Genomic DNA, 14,330 nt, shown 5'->3' with positions numbered 1-14,330 from the left:
ATAGGTTTAAAAATTAAAAGCCCGATCGGAGCCGGGCTTTCTATGTTATTGTGTTTTAAATTAATCTAAAATATCCTGGTGCATCATTTTTTGTAGTTTTTTGGTAATTGCAAATAATATTAAAGATGCAATACCGGCCATTACCACAAACATCATGAAAAACTCGTATAACGAATTAATCTGAAAGCCCAATATTGATTGATATTCGAAAGGAATTTTTAAATCTTTTAACTTAGCTAGTTCCTGAGCATTTGGAACAACTGTTTTTGATAAAATTGGCTGCAAATTAATTCCAGCATCAGCTGCCTGCTTAATTTCTGCCGTTCCCGGAGGATATAAACTACTTAAAATTCCGGCGAATTTATTGGCTGCGGCATTTGCTAAAAACCAAACGGCCATTAACAGCGAACCAAATTTTAAAGGCGCCAGTTTATTTACCAAAGATAAACCGATAGGAGATAGGCAAAGTTCGCCGCAGGTATGAAGGGCATACATACCGATTAACCACATCATACTTACTTTAACTGATGATGATACATCTTTAACACCAAAAGCAATCCACAAATAACCTAATGCAAGTAAAAATAAACCCAATGCCATTTTAGTAGGAGATGCAGGCTCATTTTTACCAAGTTTAATCCATAACCAGGCAAATATCGGTGCGAATGATACAACAAAAATAGAGTTTAACGAGGCGAAAACACTTGCCGGTACAGTGATGAAGCCTAAATCTCTTTGCGTTTGTTCTGCTGCGAAGAAAGTTAAGGAAGCACCGGCCTGTTCAAAAGCACTCCAGAAAAAGATCACGAAAAAGGCAACAATAAAAATAACACCAATACGCTGTTTTTCAATGTTACCCAATGATTTATCAGAGAAAATAACAAATGCTATGAATAATACCGATGCCACCAACAGGTAAGTTAAAAAGCTGAATACTTTAGCATCGATATAAAATAAACCAATCATTAATGCCGAAAAAGCGGCTAAACCTACGCCAATAACCAATGGATTTAAAGCTGCCTTTGGCGTACCCGCTGGCACGAGTCCCAATTCTTTACCATCAGGTGCTACTACATACTTTTTCTGAAAAAGAATTTGTACCAAAACACCTAGAAGCATGGCCACACCGCCAGCAAAAAATGCCCATTTAAAATCTACATTTTCACCTAAAAAACCACAAACAATCGGTCCTAATGCTCCGCCTACATTTATACCCATATAAAAAATGGTATAAGCAGCATCACTTCTTTTGTCGCCTTTTGGATATAACTGACCCACCAGTGAAGAAATATTTGGCTTAAAAAAACCATTTCCTGCAATCATTAAGCCTAATCCCGTAAAAAACAGAAAAGTAGAAAGCTGTGCATTGGTATTGTGGAAAGCGGCGCAGAAGAAAAGTACAAACTCACCAAGGGCCATCATCAATCCACCGGTAATAATCGATTTTTTATTTCCCCAGTAACGATCGGCAATATAACCACCAATTAAAGGTGTTAAGTAAACCAAGCCGGTATAACTGCCATAAAGGTTGGAGGCGAAGGCTTTATCAAATAACAAGGCTTTTGTCATAAACAAGACAAGGATTGCCCGCATGCCGTAGTAATTAAAACGCTCCCACATTTCTGTGGCAAATAACACGTATAACCCCTTCGGATGACCTTTAGATTGATTTGGTATTGATGTCATATTCAGTATTTTAGTTTGTTTGTTGTTGAATGTGATAAATTTTATTTAATGCCGTATGCTTTCATGATGTTATTTAACCACTTTAATAACACAAGGCCAATTATAGCCGAAGCCATTAAAAGTGAGAAGTTTACCCAAAAGAAATTGGATTTGTCTTCGTAAGTATCCCAAAGGGTAGCCAGTACACCCGAAAGTTTATTGCCGATGGAGGTAGAAACAAACCAGCCGCCCATCATTAAAGAGGTTATCCTTACCGGGCTAAGTTTTGATACCAGTGATAAACCCATCGGACTTAAAAACAGTTCGCCAATGGTGATGATGCCATAAGTACCCATTAGCCAGAGCACCGAAACTTTTTCAGATCCATTTTTACCGATGTAGACTGCTGTGATCATCACCAGAACAGAAATGGCGGATATGAATATGCCGAATATGATTTTACTGGCCGTACTTGGTTCTTTGCCTCTGCTGCGCAGCCAGGTAAAAAAGGCAACAACCAGCGGAGTTAAAAGAATAACCCATGCCGGATTAATGGACTGGCTTAAATTTGTGGCCCATAACTCAACACCGCCACCTGCTGCAGGCAGTTCGGCAGCGGGTACATTTTTAAAATAAACAGGATAATTGTATTCTTTCTGAACCACACCATCTACTTTTTGCAAACGAAAAGCATGATCGTAAAGTGCCACGCTGTCTTTTTTGTAGATTAAATTTTGTGATAGACTTAAGTTTGAGAAGGTGTTTTTTGCAGTGGTATTGGTGAGGCTACGGTCGGTATAGCGATCGGCCCAGGTAGTTAAAGCGGTGCCATTTTGTTTAAATACGGCCCAAAATAATATTACGACCACAAAAATGGTTAACAATGCTGCAATAGGCCGTTTTTCTTCTTTACTGGCTTTAAAAAATAAGGTGCTATAGAAATAAATAACGGGAAAACAGGCAAATATAAAGGCGTCGGTACTGGTAGAGCCTACCAAAGGGTGACCGATTAATTTGGTTGGCAATACCCAACCAATAACACCTGCAATAATAGAGGGTAGGAGGATAAGCAAACAGATTTTAAGGAAAGACATATCACCATCAACCATTCCTTTTTTAATATCGAAAGCCCGGTAATGTTTAAGCCCGGTAATAAATACTACTACGCCTATAAACATGCCCACACCAGCGGCAAGAAATGCATATTCCCAGCCTAGCATAATATATAGGGCAGCACCAAAAAAATTGCAGATAAAGGCACCCACATTAATGCCCATATAGAAAATATTATAACCGTCGTCTTTTTTCGCCTGGTACTCAGGTGTTGAATAAATATTACCCAATAAAGTAGAAATATTGGGTTTAAAGAAACCATTTCCCAAAATAACAAGGGTCATGGCCAGGTAAAGCATCGGTAAATTGTGTACGCCCATTAAACAATAGCCTACGCCCATCATCAGTCCGCCAATAATGATCGATTTGGCGTAACCAAGGTATCTGTCCGCTAATAATCCGCCTAAAAAAGGTGTTAAAAATACTAAAGCGATAAATGTTCCGTATAAATCGGCCGATTCTGCTTCAGTCATGGCAAAACCTGCTTTTACATCCTTTAAATAAAGCGTAAAGATGCCGATCATTAAATAGTAACCAAAACGTTCCCACATTTCTGATAAAAAAAGGAATTTTAAGCCTTTAGGATGTTTAGTTTGGTTTATTATGGGCATTTAGGTAAAGTTTTTAGGGCGCAATATAGCGAGTGAAGGCCATTCTGGCAAATTTTTAGGCCATGTAGCAGGTAAATGATTTGTTAAGGTCTGTTAAATCAGAACTTTCTGATGGGTTTTACATTTTTCTTTGGATCGGCATAAAGCTCATCGCTCGCGTTCGGATCGTTATTGAGTGTTACCTCTTCCTGAAGTTTCAATTTCCCGCCAATGATTTTAAATCCGTCAAAAGTACCGTCCGATCCATAATATTCAAACCTGTCTTTTATTTCAGGATCAAAAGATGCCAGGTGATCGAATACAATCATACCCGCCTTCACATCCGTTTTCAATGTCATTGCATTAGATTTAGCATATTCGAATATTACCCTGTTCTTTCCTTTTAGTTCTTTTCCATCAAAAACGGGCGCACCAAAAACGAGGTTTTCTTTATCAAACGAAAGGATTTCGATCACCTTTTTAGTGGTTACCTGCGTATTGCCTTTCCAGCCTAAAAGCACGTAGTAGGGCAGTCGGTTGCCACTTGTTACCGGAAGAATCTCATAGTACCTTGCACCAAACCATTTCTGGTTATTGGTGATCACATTAGGATCGTTCAGGTTTTCGGTTTGATCGATTAAGGGAAACAGCTTTAACGGACCACTTTTGGTATTCATCTGGATGGCACCATAATAACGGTAAGTGCCATCTTCCTGCTGAATATACCAGCTCAAAATCCTGAATGCCTGATCTGGCGATTTAATTACCGATATGTTTTTTAGCGAATCGAAAGGGAATGAAAAGGAATTTGGCGTTTTTAGCGCCTCTACCAGGGTTTTTACAAATTTGCTATTGGCCTCCATTTTTTTAGCATCGTTTTGCGCAGCAACAGCGTTTGCCGATATTTTGATCAGCGTATCCTGAAAAATAGCTAATTTATTGGAAACCTGCTGCGCTTTTAGGTTAAAGTTGCAGAGGCCCAGCATTAAAAAAATATGGAATCTGATGTATTTCATGTCTGATCAAATACGCTGTAGCACCAAAAGATTATAATTTTTCGATCACTAATGCACTCGCACCACCACCACCATTACAGATGCCCGCAACGCCGATTTTTCCGTCGTTTTGCGCCAATACGGAAAGCAAGGTAACTACAATTCTCGCACCTGATGCACCAAGCGGGTGACCTAAAGAAACTGCCCCACCATTAACGTTTACCTGCTGCTCATTCAAATCTAATAATTGGTTATTGGCTAATGAAACTACAGAAAACGCTTCGTTGATTTCGAAAAAATCAACTTGTTTAATATCGATATTGGCTTTATGTAAAGCCAGCGGGATTGCTTTAGATGGTGCGGTAGTAAACCATTCGGGTGCTTGTTGCGCATCAGCATAGCCTAAAATTTTGGCTAGTGGTTTTAAACCCAATTCTTTTGCTTTATCGGCGCTCATTAAAACCAAAGCTGCTGCGCCATCATTTAAAGTAGAAGCATTTGCCGCGGTTACCGTTCCATCTTTTTTGAAAACGGGTTTTAACGAGGGTATTTTATCAAATTTAACCGCAGTTGGTTCATCGTCGGTATCAACCAGGGTAATTTCACCTTTACGGTCTTTCACTTCTACTGCTATGATTTCGCTGGCAAATTTGCCCGATGTTTGTGCAGCCTGTGCCCTTTTATAAGATTCAATAGCGAAATTATCCTGTGCCTCGCGACTGATGTTACATTCGGTAGCGCAAAGTTCGGCTGCAGAGCCCATGTGGTAGTCGTTATATACATCCCAAAGGCCATCTTTTACAAGTCCGTCGGTTAGTTGTCCGTGTCCTAAACGGTAACCGTTTCTTGCTTTATCAAGGTAATAAGGTACATTGCTCATACTTTCCATACCTCCGGCCACAATAATATCGTTATCGCCATTGGCAATACTTTGAGCAGCAAGCATAATGGCTTTTGTACCCGATGCACATACTTTATTAATGGTGGTTGCAGGTAAATCAGGTAAGCCAGCGGCTTTTGCAGCTTGTGTTGCAGGTGCCTGACCTAAATTGGCCGATAAAACATTGCCCATATACACTTCCTGGATCTGTTCTGGTTTTAAACCGGCTTTTTCGATGGCGGCCTTAATGGCGAAACCACCAAGCTGAGTAGCAGAAAATTGGGCTAATGAGCCTCCAAAACTTCCAATAGGGGTTCTTACAGCTGATACAATTACAACTTCTTTCATGTGCAAAATTTTTATGAATTTTTGGTTAGGCCGCTAAGTTAGTTAAACCTTGTAGGTTTCCAAAACCTGTGAGATTTAAAAATAACGTATAAAAAACGATTTTAGCATGTTTGATCATAATAAGTTTTGAATGGTTTTTGGCTGTGCATACAACTTAGATGTGCTAAGGTGGCTTAGGTGGTCAATATTTTTTTGAAAATGAATGGTTCCGTGTTAATGGCTGAAGGTTAGCCCTGCTATCCCTTCTGCCGATAGAAAAAATCGGCATCCGTTCTATCAGGTTTGTGGATTAAAGCCTGTAGCCTTCGGGAATAAAAATAATTGCACAAACCTATAAGGTTTCAAAAACCTTATAGGTTTAAAAAGGTTAATCTACACCTGTGGGTTTTGCGTTAGGGATTGTAAGGGTTCAGTACCGATTCTTCATCGGTACCGGAGCGAAGCGCAGCCCTGCAAAGCCCGCCCCTTGGGGAACGCCCATATTATTTTCAGTTTGCAATTCACAATTGCAGTTTTATTCCTCCTTCGCTTTACCTTTTTTTCTCGATTTTATGGCCTGGGTAAGCAAAAACTCAATCTGCCCGTTGGTACTCCGAAACTCATCTGCAGCCCAAATTTCCACTTCTTTTAATAAAGCAGGACTAATTCTTAATACAAAAGCTTTTTTATCTTTCTCCGCCATTCTTATTGTATTGCTTGTATATTATACCTCGTTTTTAAATTAATGAGGAACATTTCCAGGTCTTCTATTTTATTTGAACTGAACAGAAGTTTTTTGCCATTTTTAAACTCGGTTGTAATCCCCTGTTTTTATCGTTTAAAATGTAGGCTTTATCTTTATGTTTAAACCATAACCGGGTTTTAACGCCATAACCACCATATTCAGAAAATGCATCGAATTTTCTGATGTAAGCTTTTTCTATGCTCATCCAATGAAAATAACTTGGCTTAAAATGGAAGGGGAAATACCGATAAGATAAGCCTTCGGCATTTATTTTTAGTGTTAACTTATTCTGCTGTACTACAAAAATGATTAAAAAAGGTAGAAATACAGCCAATAAAGGTGTAAAGTACATTTTTTGCAACTCCGCTAAACTTAATCCGCCTTTATCGAAGATCAGTATAGCCAATGTTGGGAATATGCTTACCCCGGTTACGAGGTATAACCACCATATTTTTAAGCCCTGTTTCTCCTCAAACTCCATATCTTAATTATATAAAGTACCCGTATTTACCACAGGTTGTACATGGCGATCGCCACAAAGCACTACCAATAAATTGCTTACCATGGCTGCCTTGCGTTCTTCATCCAGCTCAACAATTCCTTTTTGCGATAATTTCTCTAAAGCCATTTCTACCATGCCAACTGCACCTTCAACAATTAATTTACGGGCGGCAATTACGGCTGTGGCCTGCTGGCGCTGTAACATGGCACTGGCAATTTCGGGCGCATAAGCCAAATGCGAAATCCGGGCTTCTAAAACTTCAATCCCCGCTCTCGATAAACGCTCGTTCAGTTCGTTTTCCAATAATTCGCTTACTTTATCTGCTCCATCCTTTAAAGTAATGCTGGTTTCTTCGCCCTCAGCATGGTCGTATGGAAAAATATTGGCTAAATGCCTTACAGCGGCTTCGCTCTGGATATTTACATATTGCATGTAATTTTCGACCGAGAAAACAGCCTTGGCGGTTTCGTTTACTTTCCAAACCACAACAGCGGCAATCTCAATCGGGTTCCCTAATTTATCGTTAACCTTTAACTGTTGTCCGTTTAGGTTATTTGCTTTTAAGGATAACCTTCTTTTAGCGGTTAATGGGTTTACCCAGAAAAAACCATCAGCTTTTACTGTACCGATATATTTTCCGAATAAAGTTAGCACCATCGATTGGTTGGGGTTGATGATTAAAAAACCCGGGAAGATTAAAAATATATCCACAGCCAATAAAATTCCTCCCCAGAGAAAGATTTCTGTAACAAAACAGAAAATAGATGCAGCCAGCAATGCAATGCTTATGGCGAATGTTAAATACCCAGATGGTGGGCTGATGATTTTTTCCTGATACATAATTGATATTAATTTGATATCATAAAGTAAAATATAAAATCTGGTAATTGCAAACAAAATCCCTGAAATGTATATTAGATAAAAATGTTATTTTTGACAATACAATAATTATATCGTTTTGGCCAAAATCAAGAGAAATTCCCATAAAATCCTTTACCGGAAATATTCATCAAACCTGAAGTATGTAATGATGATATTTACCGTTTTCATTATTACGCTATTCCTGCCGAAACAACCCAGATTTAGGTATGAATTTGAAAAAAATGCCGTTTGGAAAAATAAGGATCTGATTTCTCCTTTTAGTTTTGCTATTTTAAAAACAAACCCGCAGGTAAGTGCTGATAAAAAGAATGCATTAAAAGATATTTTGCCGGTTTACCAGTTTGACCGGGGGATTACCGCTACAGCATTGGATGAATTTGGTAACGAATTTGATATCAAGTGGAAATCGAAGCAGCTTGATGAAAAGGAAAAGGAAGCTTATAAGGCTGCTGCTTACCGTTTACTTCAGAGTATTTATCAGAAAGGAATTATCGGATTAAATGTAAAGCATCAGGCAGGCGGAAAAAATTACGATTTTTCTCTGCTCGAAAATAATGTGGCGCAGGAAAAAAATACACAGGATGTTTTTACGGCCGAAACAGCACTAAACTTTTTTAAAGATAATTTTAAGGCTCCCAACCCGGTAATGGGCGATTTGGTAGCCAATCTGGCTATTGATCATATTACGCCAAATATTGTATTCGATGAACGATTAACGCAAACGATACAGGATAATACCATTAATAATATTTCGACCACTAAGGGGATGGTGCAAAAGGGGGAGCTGATTGTGGCCAAAAATGATGTGATTGATGAAGAAATTTATCAAAAACTCGAATCGTATAAGGCCACCTACGATGCGCAGACCAAAACCATTGGCAGCAGGGCATTAGTTTATTTAGGGCAGGTGGTACTGGTGGGTTTTATTCTCACCATATTAATGTCGTTCCTTTTTCTTTTCAGGAAAGATATTTTTGCTGATAACCGCCAGCTTTCTTTAATCCTGATTGTAACCACCGGGATGTTGCTGGCCTTAACCTGGGCCATTAAAATGGAAATCCCAAGTTTGTATTACATTCCGTTTTGTGTGGTACCCATTATCATCAGGATTTTATTCGATACGCGTTTGGCGCTTTATCTCCATATGCTGGTGATTTTGATTGCCGGCTTCTTTGTGGCCAATAGTTTTGAATTTGTGTTTTATCAGGTTACTGCAGGTATGGTAGCCATATTCAGCATCAAAAACTTTGTTAAGCGCGAAAGGTTTCTGGTTTCGGCCTTATTTATATTGTTGGCCTACTTTGTTTCTTTTGTGGGGATTGCTTTGCTGCGTGAAGGATCTTTCCGCGAAATTGAATGGATCAATTTTATTCCTTTTATTTTTAGCGTCTTATTGTCACTTTTGGCCTATCCGTTAATTTACCTGTTCGAGCGTATTTTTGGCATCACTTCAGATGTGGCGCTAATTGAGCTCACCAATACCAATAATAAATTGTTAAGGGAGCTTGCTTTTAAAGCGCCTGGAACGTTTCAGCACTCGCTACAGGTAGCTAACCTTGCCGAGGCTGCTATTTTTAAAATAGGCGGTAATTCGGTATTGGTTAGGGCAGGGGCATTGTATCATGATATCGGTAAGGTTGATAATCCGCAATATTTTATCGAAAATCAGAATACGGCTGTAAGTCCGCACGATAAATTGCCTTATGAGCAAAGTGCACAGATTATTATTCAGCATGTGCATAAGGGAATTGAGATTTTAAGAAAAAACCAGATTCCCGAGGCCATTATCGATTTTATCAGAACGCACCATGGAAATACCAGGGTGGATTATTTTTATCAGTCTTTTTTGAAAAATTCTCCGGAAAAATTTGTCGACGAAAACATTTTCCGCTACCCCGGACCGATACCTTTTAGCAAAGAAACTGGTGTGTTAATGTTGGCAGATTCGGTAGAAGCTGCCTCAAGAAGTCTGAAAAATCCCGATGCGCAGAACATAAATGACCTGGTTGAACGTATAATTAACTACAAATTGGAACAAAATCAGCTTGATGATTGCGATTTAACGTTAAAAGATATTGAAACTATCAAATTGATATTCAAGACGATGCTGATGAGTATCTATCATGTTCGCATAGATTATCAACAATTATCATAATTTTTTTTTGCAGAATAACTTGTTTTACTATATTTGCAGACCTCAAAACAACGTCGGTAGGACGGAAAATAGAGGTTGAAAAGGAGAGGTGCCTGAGTGGCCGAAAGGAACAGTTTGCTAAACTGTCGTACTGGTAACGGTACCGCGGGTTCGAATCCCGCCCTCTCCGCCCAGAAAAAAAAAGTAATAAAAAAAATGAAAATGTCATTTTAAAACCGTTACTTTGCAGCCCCTAGAAATAGGGAATAAAAAGGAGATACCAAGTTCGGGATGTAGCGTAGCCCGGTATCGCGCCTGCTTTGGGAGCAGGAGGTCGTAGGTTCGAATCCTGCCATCCCGACAAAAGTTTATCCACTTTTAAAACAGGATAAAAAAAAGATCGATACCAAGTTCGGGATGTAGCGTAGCCCGGTATCGCGCCTGCTTTGGGAGCAGGAGGTCGTAGGTTCGAATCCTGCCATCCCGACGAAACAAGGATTAAAAATCCATTACAAACCCCTTAAATTAATTATTTAAGGGGTTTTGTCATTTTAAGGCATATCTGACATCCTATTAGATGATATCGAGAAATTGCAGTCCTATTGCGCACGCACAATCTTTTTCGACCATTGGTTTCTCATCGAATGTTTAAATTTTTAACCATTCAAAAATGATTTTTTTTTCATTTGCCAATTCTCTCTGTTTAAATGATATTTACATATTAAGTGGTTCTACCATGATAAGTTTTTCAACTTTTACTCTGAAATTTCCATTTCCTTTATAGAGGATTGTATCGCCAATTTCGTTTCTTTCCATGGCCTTAAAATCAATTTTTCCGTACAAGCTGTCACCAACTCTGTAACTCTTTTTATCTAAGGTTAGCTTTTGGTAGATTACCCAGTGTTGTGGCTGATTAACCTTACCCATATAGACCATGTCTGAATAGAGGTATCCCTTGGTATTGAAATTTTCGTTTTTACAGCTGATGGTGAAGCCATTTCCACCTAAAATACCGTCTTTTCCGATGCGGATAAATAGCGTATCTGAATCTTTGTAATAGGCTTCACAATGGTTATTTTTGGTGCCAGCGGTGTCCTTTTTGTTTTGGTAGTTGCCTGCAAAAAATGTTACATCATTACTGGCCTTTGGAATAGTATCTGGAAGTGGATTAAAGAATGCTTCTATCTGTTTCTTCATCGAAGAAAAGGCTGCGTATCTGGGAAGTTTAGGATCAATAGTGATTTTTTGCCATTGTTCAGCATGCCTGGTCGTACATTGGGTGAAAAAGATTGATATTAAAAGTAGTGTTCGTTTATTCATATTGTTCTTGACAAGATGTTTATCGGTATGGGATATTTCTTAAGTGATGCCAGGTTATTTATTTTTCCATAAATCTGCCACTGTTATTGAAGTTCACTTTTTAGCAGATATCTTCTGAAATTCCAGCTGAAACACCAGGTTAAATTGAAAGCGCAGACACTCGTATAAATATGAAATCTAATCTTAGAAGGAGAATTCAACTGGGTTTCTTGATGATATTTGTTGCTACTTCCCGGTGCATTCTTCCCCATTCTACCAATGTGCGTATGAGCGGGATGGTCGTTTTTCCGTGTTCGGAAATTTGATAACGTATACTTGAGTGAGAAACTTCACAGCAAAGTTTCTGGATCAGGTTGTTTTCTTCGAGTTCCCGAAGCTCCTTGGCAAGCATCTTATCCGAAATCCCCTCAATGCCCTGTGCGATCTTCCTAAAGCCGTTAAGCTCATCTTGCCTGTTAAAAAGATATTGTAGCACTGGTAGCTTCCATTTGCCGTTTAGCGCATCAAAACTATCTCTAAGGTTCATCAGCTCCTTAATGCATTGGGTGTTCCTTGTTTTTTCCATGGTTGAGGATGGTTTAGGTGCACTAACCTTGGAGTTAGTGTGGGCAAATATAAAAAATGTGTTTGCGAGATTTGCTCAGAAAATAATTATAAAGCCATGAATACATTCAATACCATTCCGAGAAGGGTAGTTACCGGAGAAAAAGAGGGAAGATCAGTAATCAGCTCTGATGCTGAAGCAAAAAACGTATCAGAGCATTTTCCAGGACTTATCATTTCTGATATATGGGCTACAGATTCTTCGCCGGCCGCTCTTGATAAAGAACTTGATATTGAAAATACAGCATTTCCCATTACGCCTACTCGTGGAACTTATTTCAGGTACGTCAGCATTCCGCCAGATGATCAGTTGGGCATAGTCGCTCAGCCGGGAACTCCGCACCCGTTAATGCATCAAACGGATACCCTGGACTATATCATCATTGCATCGGGAGAAATTTACCTGGTATTGGATGATGAAGAGACGAAATTAAAGGTGGGAGATATTGTAATCCAGCGGGGTACCAATCATGCCTGGAGTAACCGGTCTGATCAGCCCTGTATACAGATTGCCGTCCTCATTGATGCCAAATCCGTTCCAAACCAATAGTATGCTGTTATTTTCCTTATCTGCGTATTTCAACGAAACTTTTGCCGAAATATCCACCATGGTAATTGATGATGAGAATGTTGCCTCCCAACGAAGAAACAAGTTGATAGAGAGCCTTGAATCCAACCTTTTGGATATACAATCGGATGGGTAACCGTTACATAAGATTTGTAGTAGTATAATGACGATACTGAATTTTAAGTATTTTAAATTTTGTAGTATTAAGTATTTTTAAATATTCCTATAATTTGTAAATTTATCTTAATTATTACGCTCTCAACGCATCAGTTTATGCTCCGATCAAAATCAATATGGCAGACGGCCGTCCATCATATCATTCAACAGGAGATAAGCTTGCGCTTATGGCGTACTGTGATAAAATCAACCTATTTTTCAACCCTATTAATCCATTAAACTTATGGCAAATCCATCTTTTGACGCTTATCAGCAGGTATTTGGCCTGGCCTGCATGGCTAACCGTGCCGGTGGCTACAACGGCACTGGCAGTGAATTGCAACAGCAGCTGCAGTACGACCTTTCTTTTTATTTAAATAATGTTCCACCTGTTACAGTGATGGGGCAAACAGGTCCTTCGGTGGCAGATCCATCGGTAACCCCAATACTAGGCAACTGGCAGCTGGTATGGGGCCCTGCACTGATTGAAGAAACCGATCAGAAAGGAAAGCCAACAGGTGTTGCCGACAATGCATTGTTTGTTGCGCAGTGCGATGCAGTAGCCTTTCCTGGCGGTCCCACATTGCCGACTTACGTTGTGGCGGTGGCAGCGACCAACCCGGCCTCACTCTATGACTGGGAGACCGAAGATTTTTCGGTGGCCGAAGTGGTAAACTGGACAAATTATGATCCAGCTTTTTTCTCACCATCGGCTTATAATGGAACTGATCCCTACATCTCCAACGGAACAGCGACCGGTATAAGCATATTGCTCGGACTCATCAGTTCTGGTACTGCAGCTTCGCCCAATACCAGCCTCGAACAGTTTATTGCAGGGCTGCAACCCGCGGCGGATACGGCGATCGTGTTTTGTGGACATAGCCTTGCTGGTGCTCTCTCACCTACACTTGCCCTTTATTTAAAACAGAAAAAACAACTCGATGCCTTTGGTGTATCCCTTGTTTACCCTACAGCAGGCCCCACCCCAGGGGAAAGTACGTTTGCGAGCCTATTCAATAGTACTTTTCCGCCACTACCGGAAGGCTGGACTGCGCAAACAGGTGATTACCAGAGCTGGAATACAATGCATTGGAATGTACTGGATGTTGTGCCACATGCCTGGCACCAATCAGACCTGCAACAGATCGCGGAGATTTATGGGCGATCGCCTAATATCCTAACAAGGGGCACACTTAATACCCTTCAAGGCCTCGTGGTCAAAAGAGGGGCCACATCAGAGGCAACCTATACCAGGATACAGAATGGATCCTTGCCAGGCAGCCTTCAACATTGGGATGAATCATCGGGTTTGATCAATACTCCGCCCAAGACAATGAAAGATTACATTACTCAGTTGTTCCTTCAACATGTAAGCCTGTATTCCGGAATACCTGCGCAACAGGGCAACCCGGCAGTTCAGGGGCTTATTTTGCCACAACCATTGCCACCACCGGTGTTTAAAACCGGCAAAATCCTGGTTCCCGGGGTCACGGCTGTTACCAAGCTGGAGCTGATCATCAGGATCATGGAACAGATCCTCGCCTGGATCGCATCATATGCCGTTTCGGTAGATCACACACTTCTTGAGGAAGAGCCGAAAAAACAGTTGTAGCAGGCAAGATTATAGCATGAAGATGCGTAATATCAATGTACTGGAAACCTGGCTGGAAGGAGTGAAGGTTTGTGCCAATAGTTGATTTTCTATTCTTCCTGAGCGGTAGCTTGAGGTTAAATTTGAAATTTATAAACAAAAAAACCTCTAAATCAAATGATTAGAGGTTTTTTTTTGTTTTCATCGCATGACATTTCGGTCCATTTTTTACCTGATTTTTAGTTATGGAGAAACGAAT

At 39.9% G+C, this 14,330-nt stretch carries 12 protein-coding genes and 3 tRNA genes; 6 read left to right on the top strand and 9 right to left on the bottom strand.

Annotated elements, in window-relative coordinates:
• Positions 1–60: 60 nt before the first annotated feature.
• From U859_RS0129180 to U859_RS0129150, 7 genes are all read right to left on the bottom strand, one after another.
• A complete protein-coding gene (locus U859_RS0129180; RefSeq protein WP_029986289.1) occupies positions 61–1,686 on the bottom strand; it encodes a peptide MFS transporter in 1,626 nt (541 codons plus the stop codon).
• A gap of 41 nt (positions 1,687–1,727) precedes the next feature.
• Positions 1,728–3,389 carry a peptide MFS transporter gene (locus U859_RS0129175; protein WP_025146741.1) on the bottom strand — a complete coding sequence of 554 codons (1,662 nt, stop codon included), beginning with the start codon at positions 3,387–3,389 and terminating at the stop codon, positions 1,728–1,730.
• Positions 3,390–3,487: 98 nt separating this feature from the next.
• Positions 3,488–4,384: a hypothetical protein gene (locus tag U859_RS0129170; RefSeq protein WP_025146740.1), complete on the bottom strand. Its 897-nt coding sequence runs from the start codon at positions 4,382–4,384 to the stop codon at positions 3,488–3,490.
• Positions 4,385–4,415: 31 nt separating this feature from the next.
• Complete coding sequence (locus U859_RS0129165) at positions 4,416–5,591, bottom strand: acetyl-CoA C-acyltransferase (protein WP_025146739.1); 1,176 nt, start codon at positions 5,589–5,591, stop codon at positions 4,416–4,418.
• A gap of 514 nt (positions 5,592–6,105) precedes the next feature.
• Positions 6,106–6,273, bottom strand: coding sequence for an Arc family DNA binding domain-containing protein (locus U859_RS31515; protein WP_064774750.1), 168 nt, complete (start codon positions 6,271–6,273; stop codon positions 6,106–6,108).
• 64 nt (positions 6,274–6,337) lie between these two features.
• Entirely contained in the window at positions 6,338–6,796 is a 459-nt protein-coding gene (locus U859_RS0129155; protein WP_025146738.1) for a hypothetical protein, read from the bottom strand.
• 3 nt (positions 6,797–6,799) lie between these two features.
• Entirely contained in the window at positions 6,800–7,657 is an 858-nt protein-coding gene (locus tag U859_RS0129150; RefSeq protein ID WP_025146737.1) for an SPFH domain-containing protein, read from the bottom strand.
• 190 nt (positions 7,658–7,847) lie between these two features.
• Here U859_RS0129150 and U859_RS0129145 point away from each other — a divergent pair, with 190 nt between their 5' ends.
• From U859_RS0129145 to U859_RS0129130, 4 genes are all read left to right on the top strand, one after another.
• On the top strand, positions 7,848–9,854 hold the full coding sequence (locus tag U859_RS0129145) for an HD family phosphohydrolase (protein ID WP_115684193.1): 2,007 nt from the start codon (positions 7,848–7,850) through the stop codon (positions 9,852–9,854).
• An 82-nt stretch (positions 9,855–9,936) separates the two neighbouring features.
• Positions 9,937–10,023, top strand: a tRNA-Ser gene (locus U859_RS0129140).
• Between the two features lie 97 nt (positions 10,024–10,120).
• A tRNA-Pro gene (locus U859_RS0129135) sits at positions 10,121–10,194 on the top strand.
• Between the two features lie 52 nt (positions 10,195–10,246).
• Positions 10,247–10,320: transfer RNA gene (locus U859_RS0129130), tRNA-Pro, on the top strand.
• A gap of 227 nt (positions 10,321–10,547) precedes the next feature.
• Here the strand turns inward: U859_RS0129130 and U859_RS31435 are convergent.
• Both U859_RS31435 and U859_RS0129120 read right to left on the bottom strand, forming a co-directional pair.
• Positions 10,548–11,153 (bottom strand): hypothetical protein, encoded by a 606-nt coding sequence (locus tag U859_RS31435; protein WP_162800089.1) that lies wholly within the window; start codon positions 11,151–11,153, stop codon positions 10,548–10,550.
• Positions 11,154–11,349: 196 nt separating this feature from the next.
• The gene (locus tag U859_RS0129120; protein WP_025146734.1) at positions 11,350–11,718 is read right to left on the bottom strand and encodes a winged helix-turn-helix transcriptional regulator; all 369 of its coding nucleotides are present in this window, start codon (positions 11,716–11,718) and stop codon (positions 11,350–11,352) included.
• A 96-nt stretch (positions 11,719–11,814) separates the two neighbouring features.
• Here U859_RS0129120 and U859_RS0129110 point away from each other — a divergent pair, with 96 nt between their 5' ends.
• Positions 11,815–12,306 carry a cupin domain-containing protein gene (locus tag U859_RS0129110; RefSeq protein WP_025146733.1) on the top strand — a complete coding sequence of 164 codons (492 nt, stop codon included), beginning with the start codon at positions 11,815–11,817 and terminating at the stop codon, positions 12,304–12,306.
• 418 nt (positions 12,307–12,724) lie between these two features.
• A complete protein-coding gene (locus tag U859_RS30760; protein ID WP_025146732.1) occupies positions 12,725–14,092 on the top strand; it encodes a lipase family protein in 1,368 nt (455 codons plus the stop codon).
• Positions 14,093–14,330 lie beyond the last annotated feature (238 nt).

This window comes from Pedobacter jeongneungensis, assembly GCF_000633455.1.
Taxonomy (GTDB): Bacteria; Bacteroidota; Bacteroidia; order Sphingobacteriales; family Sphingobacteriaceae; genus Pedobacter; species Pedobacter jeongneungensis_A.
Note: the sequence above shows the minus strand (reverse complement) of the source record. Positions and strands in the feature narration are given on the sequence as shown.

Excerpts from the sequence above, each read along its gene's own strand:
- U859_RS0129180 (WP_029986289.1), bottom strand. The coding sequence starts at position 1,686 with ATGACATCAATACCAAATCAATCTAAAGGTCATCCGAAGGGGTTATAC.
- U859_RS0129175 (WP_025146741.1), bottom strand. The coding sequence starts at position 3,389 with ATGCCCATAATAAACCAAACTAAACATCCTAAAGGCTTAAAATTCCTT.
- U859_RS0129170 (WP_025146740.1), bottom strand. The coding sequence starts at position 4,384 with ATGAAATACATCAGATTCCATATTTTTTTAATGCTGGGCCTCTGCAAC.
- U859_RS0129165 (WP_025146739.1), bottom strand. The coding sequence starts at position 5,591 with ATGAAAGAAGTTGTAATTGTATCAGCTGTAAGAACCCCTATTGGAAGT.
- U859_RS31515 (WP_064774750.1), bottom strand. The coding sequence starts at position 6,273 with ATGGCGGAGAAAGATAAAAAAGCTTTTGTATTAAGAATTAGTCCTGCT.
- U859_RS0129155 (WP_025146738.1), bottom strand. The coding sequence starts at position 6,796 with ATGGAGTTTGAGGAGAAACAGGGCTTAAAAATATGGTGGTTATACCTC.
- U859_RS0129150 (WP_025146737.1), bottom strand. The coding sequence starts at position 7,657 with ATGTATCAGGAAAAAATCATCAGCCCACCATCTGGGTATTTAACATTC.
- U859_RS0129145 (WP_115684193.1), top strand. The coding sequence starts at position 7,848 with ATGATATTTACCGTTTTCATTATTACGCTATTCCTGCCGAAACAACCC.
- U859_RS31435 (WP_162800089.1), bottom strand. The coding sequence starts at position 11,153 with ATGAATAAACGAACACTACTTTTAATATCAATCTTTTTCACCCAATGT.
- U859_RS0129120 (WP_025146734.1), bottom strand. The coding sequence starts at position 11,718 with ATGGAAAAAACAAGGAACACCCAATGCATTAAGGAGCTGATGAACCTT.
- U859_RS0129110 (WP_025146733.1), top strand. The coding sequence starts at position 11,815 with ATGAATACATTCAATACCATTCCGAGAAGGGTAGTTACCGGAGAAAAA.
- U859_RS30760 (WP_025146732.1), top strand. The coding sequence starts at position 12,725 with ATGGCAAATCCATCTTTTGACGCTTATCAGCAGGTATTTGGCCTGGCC.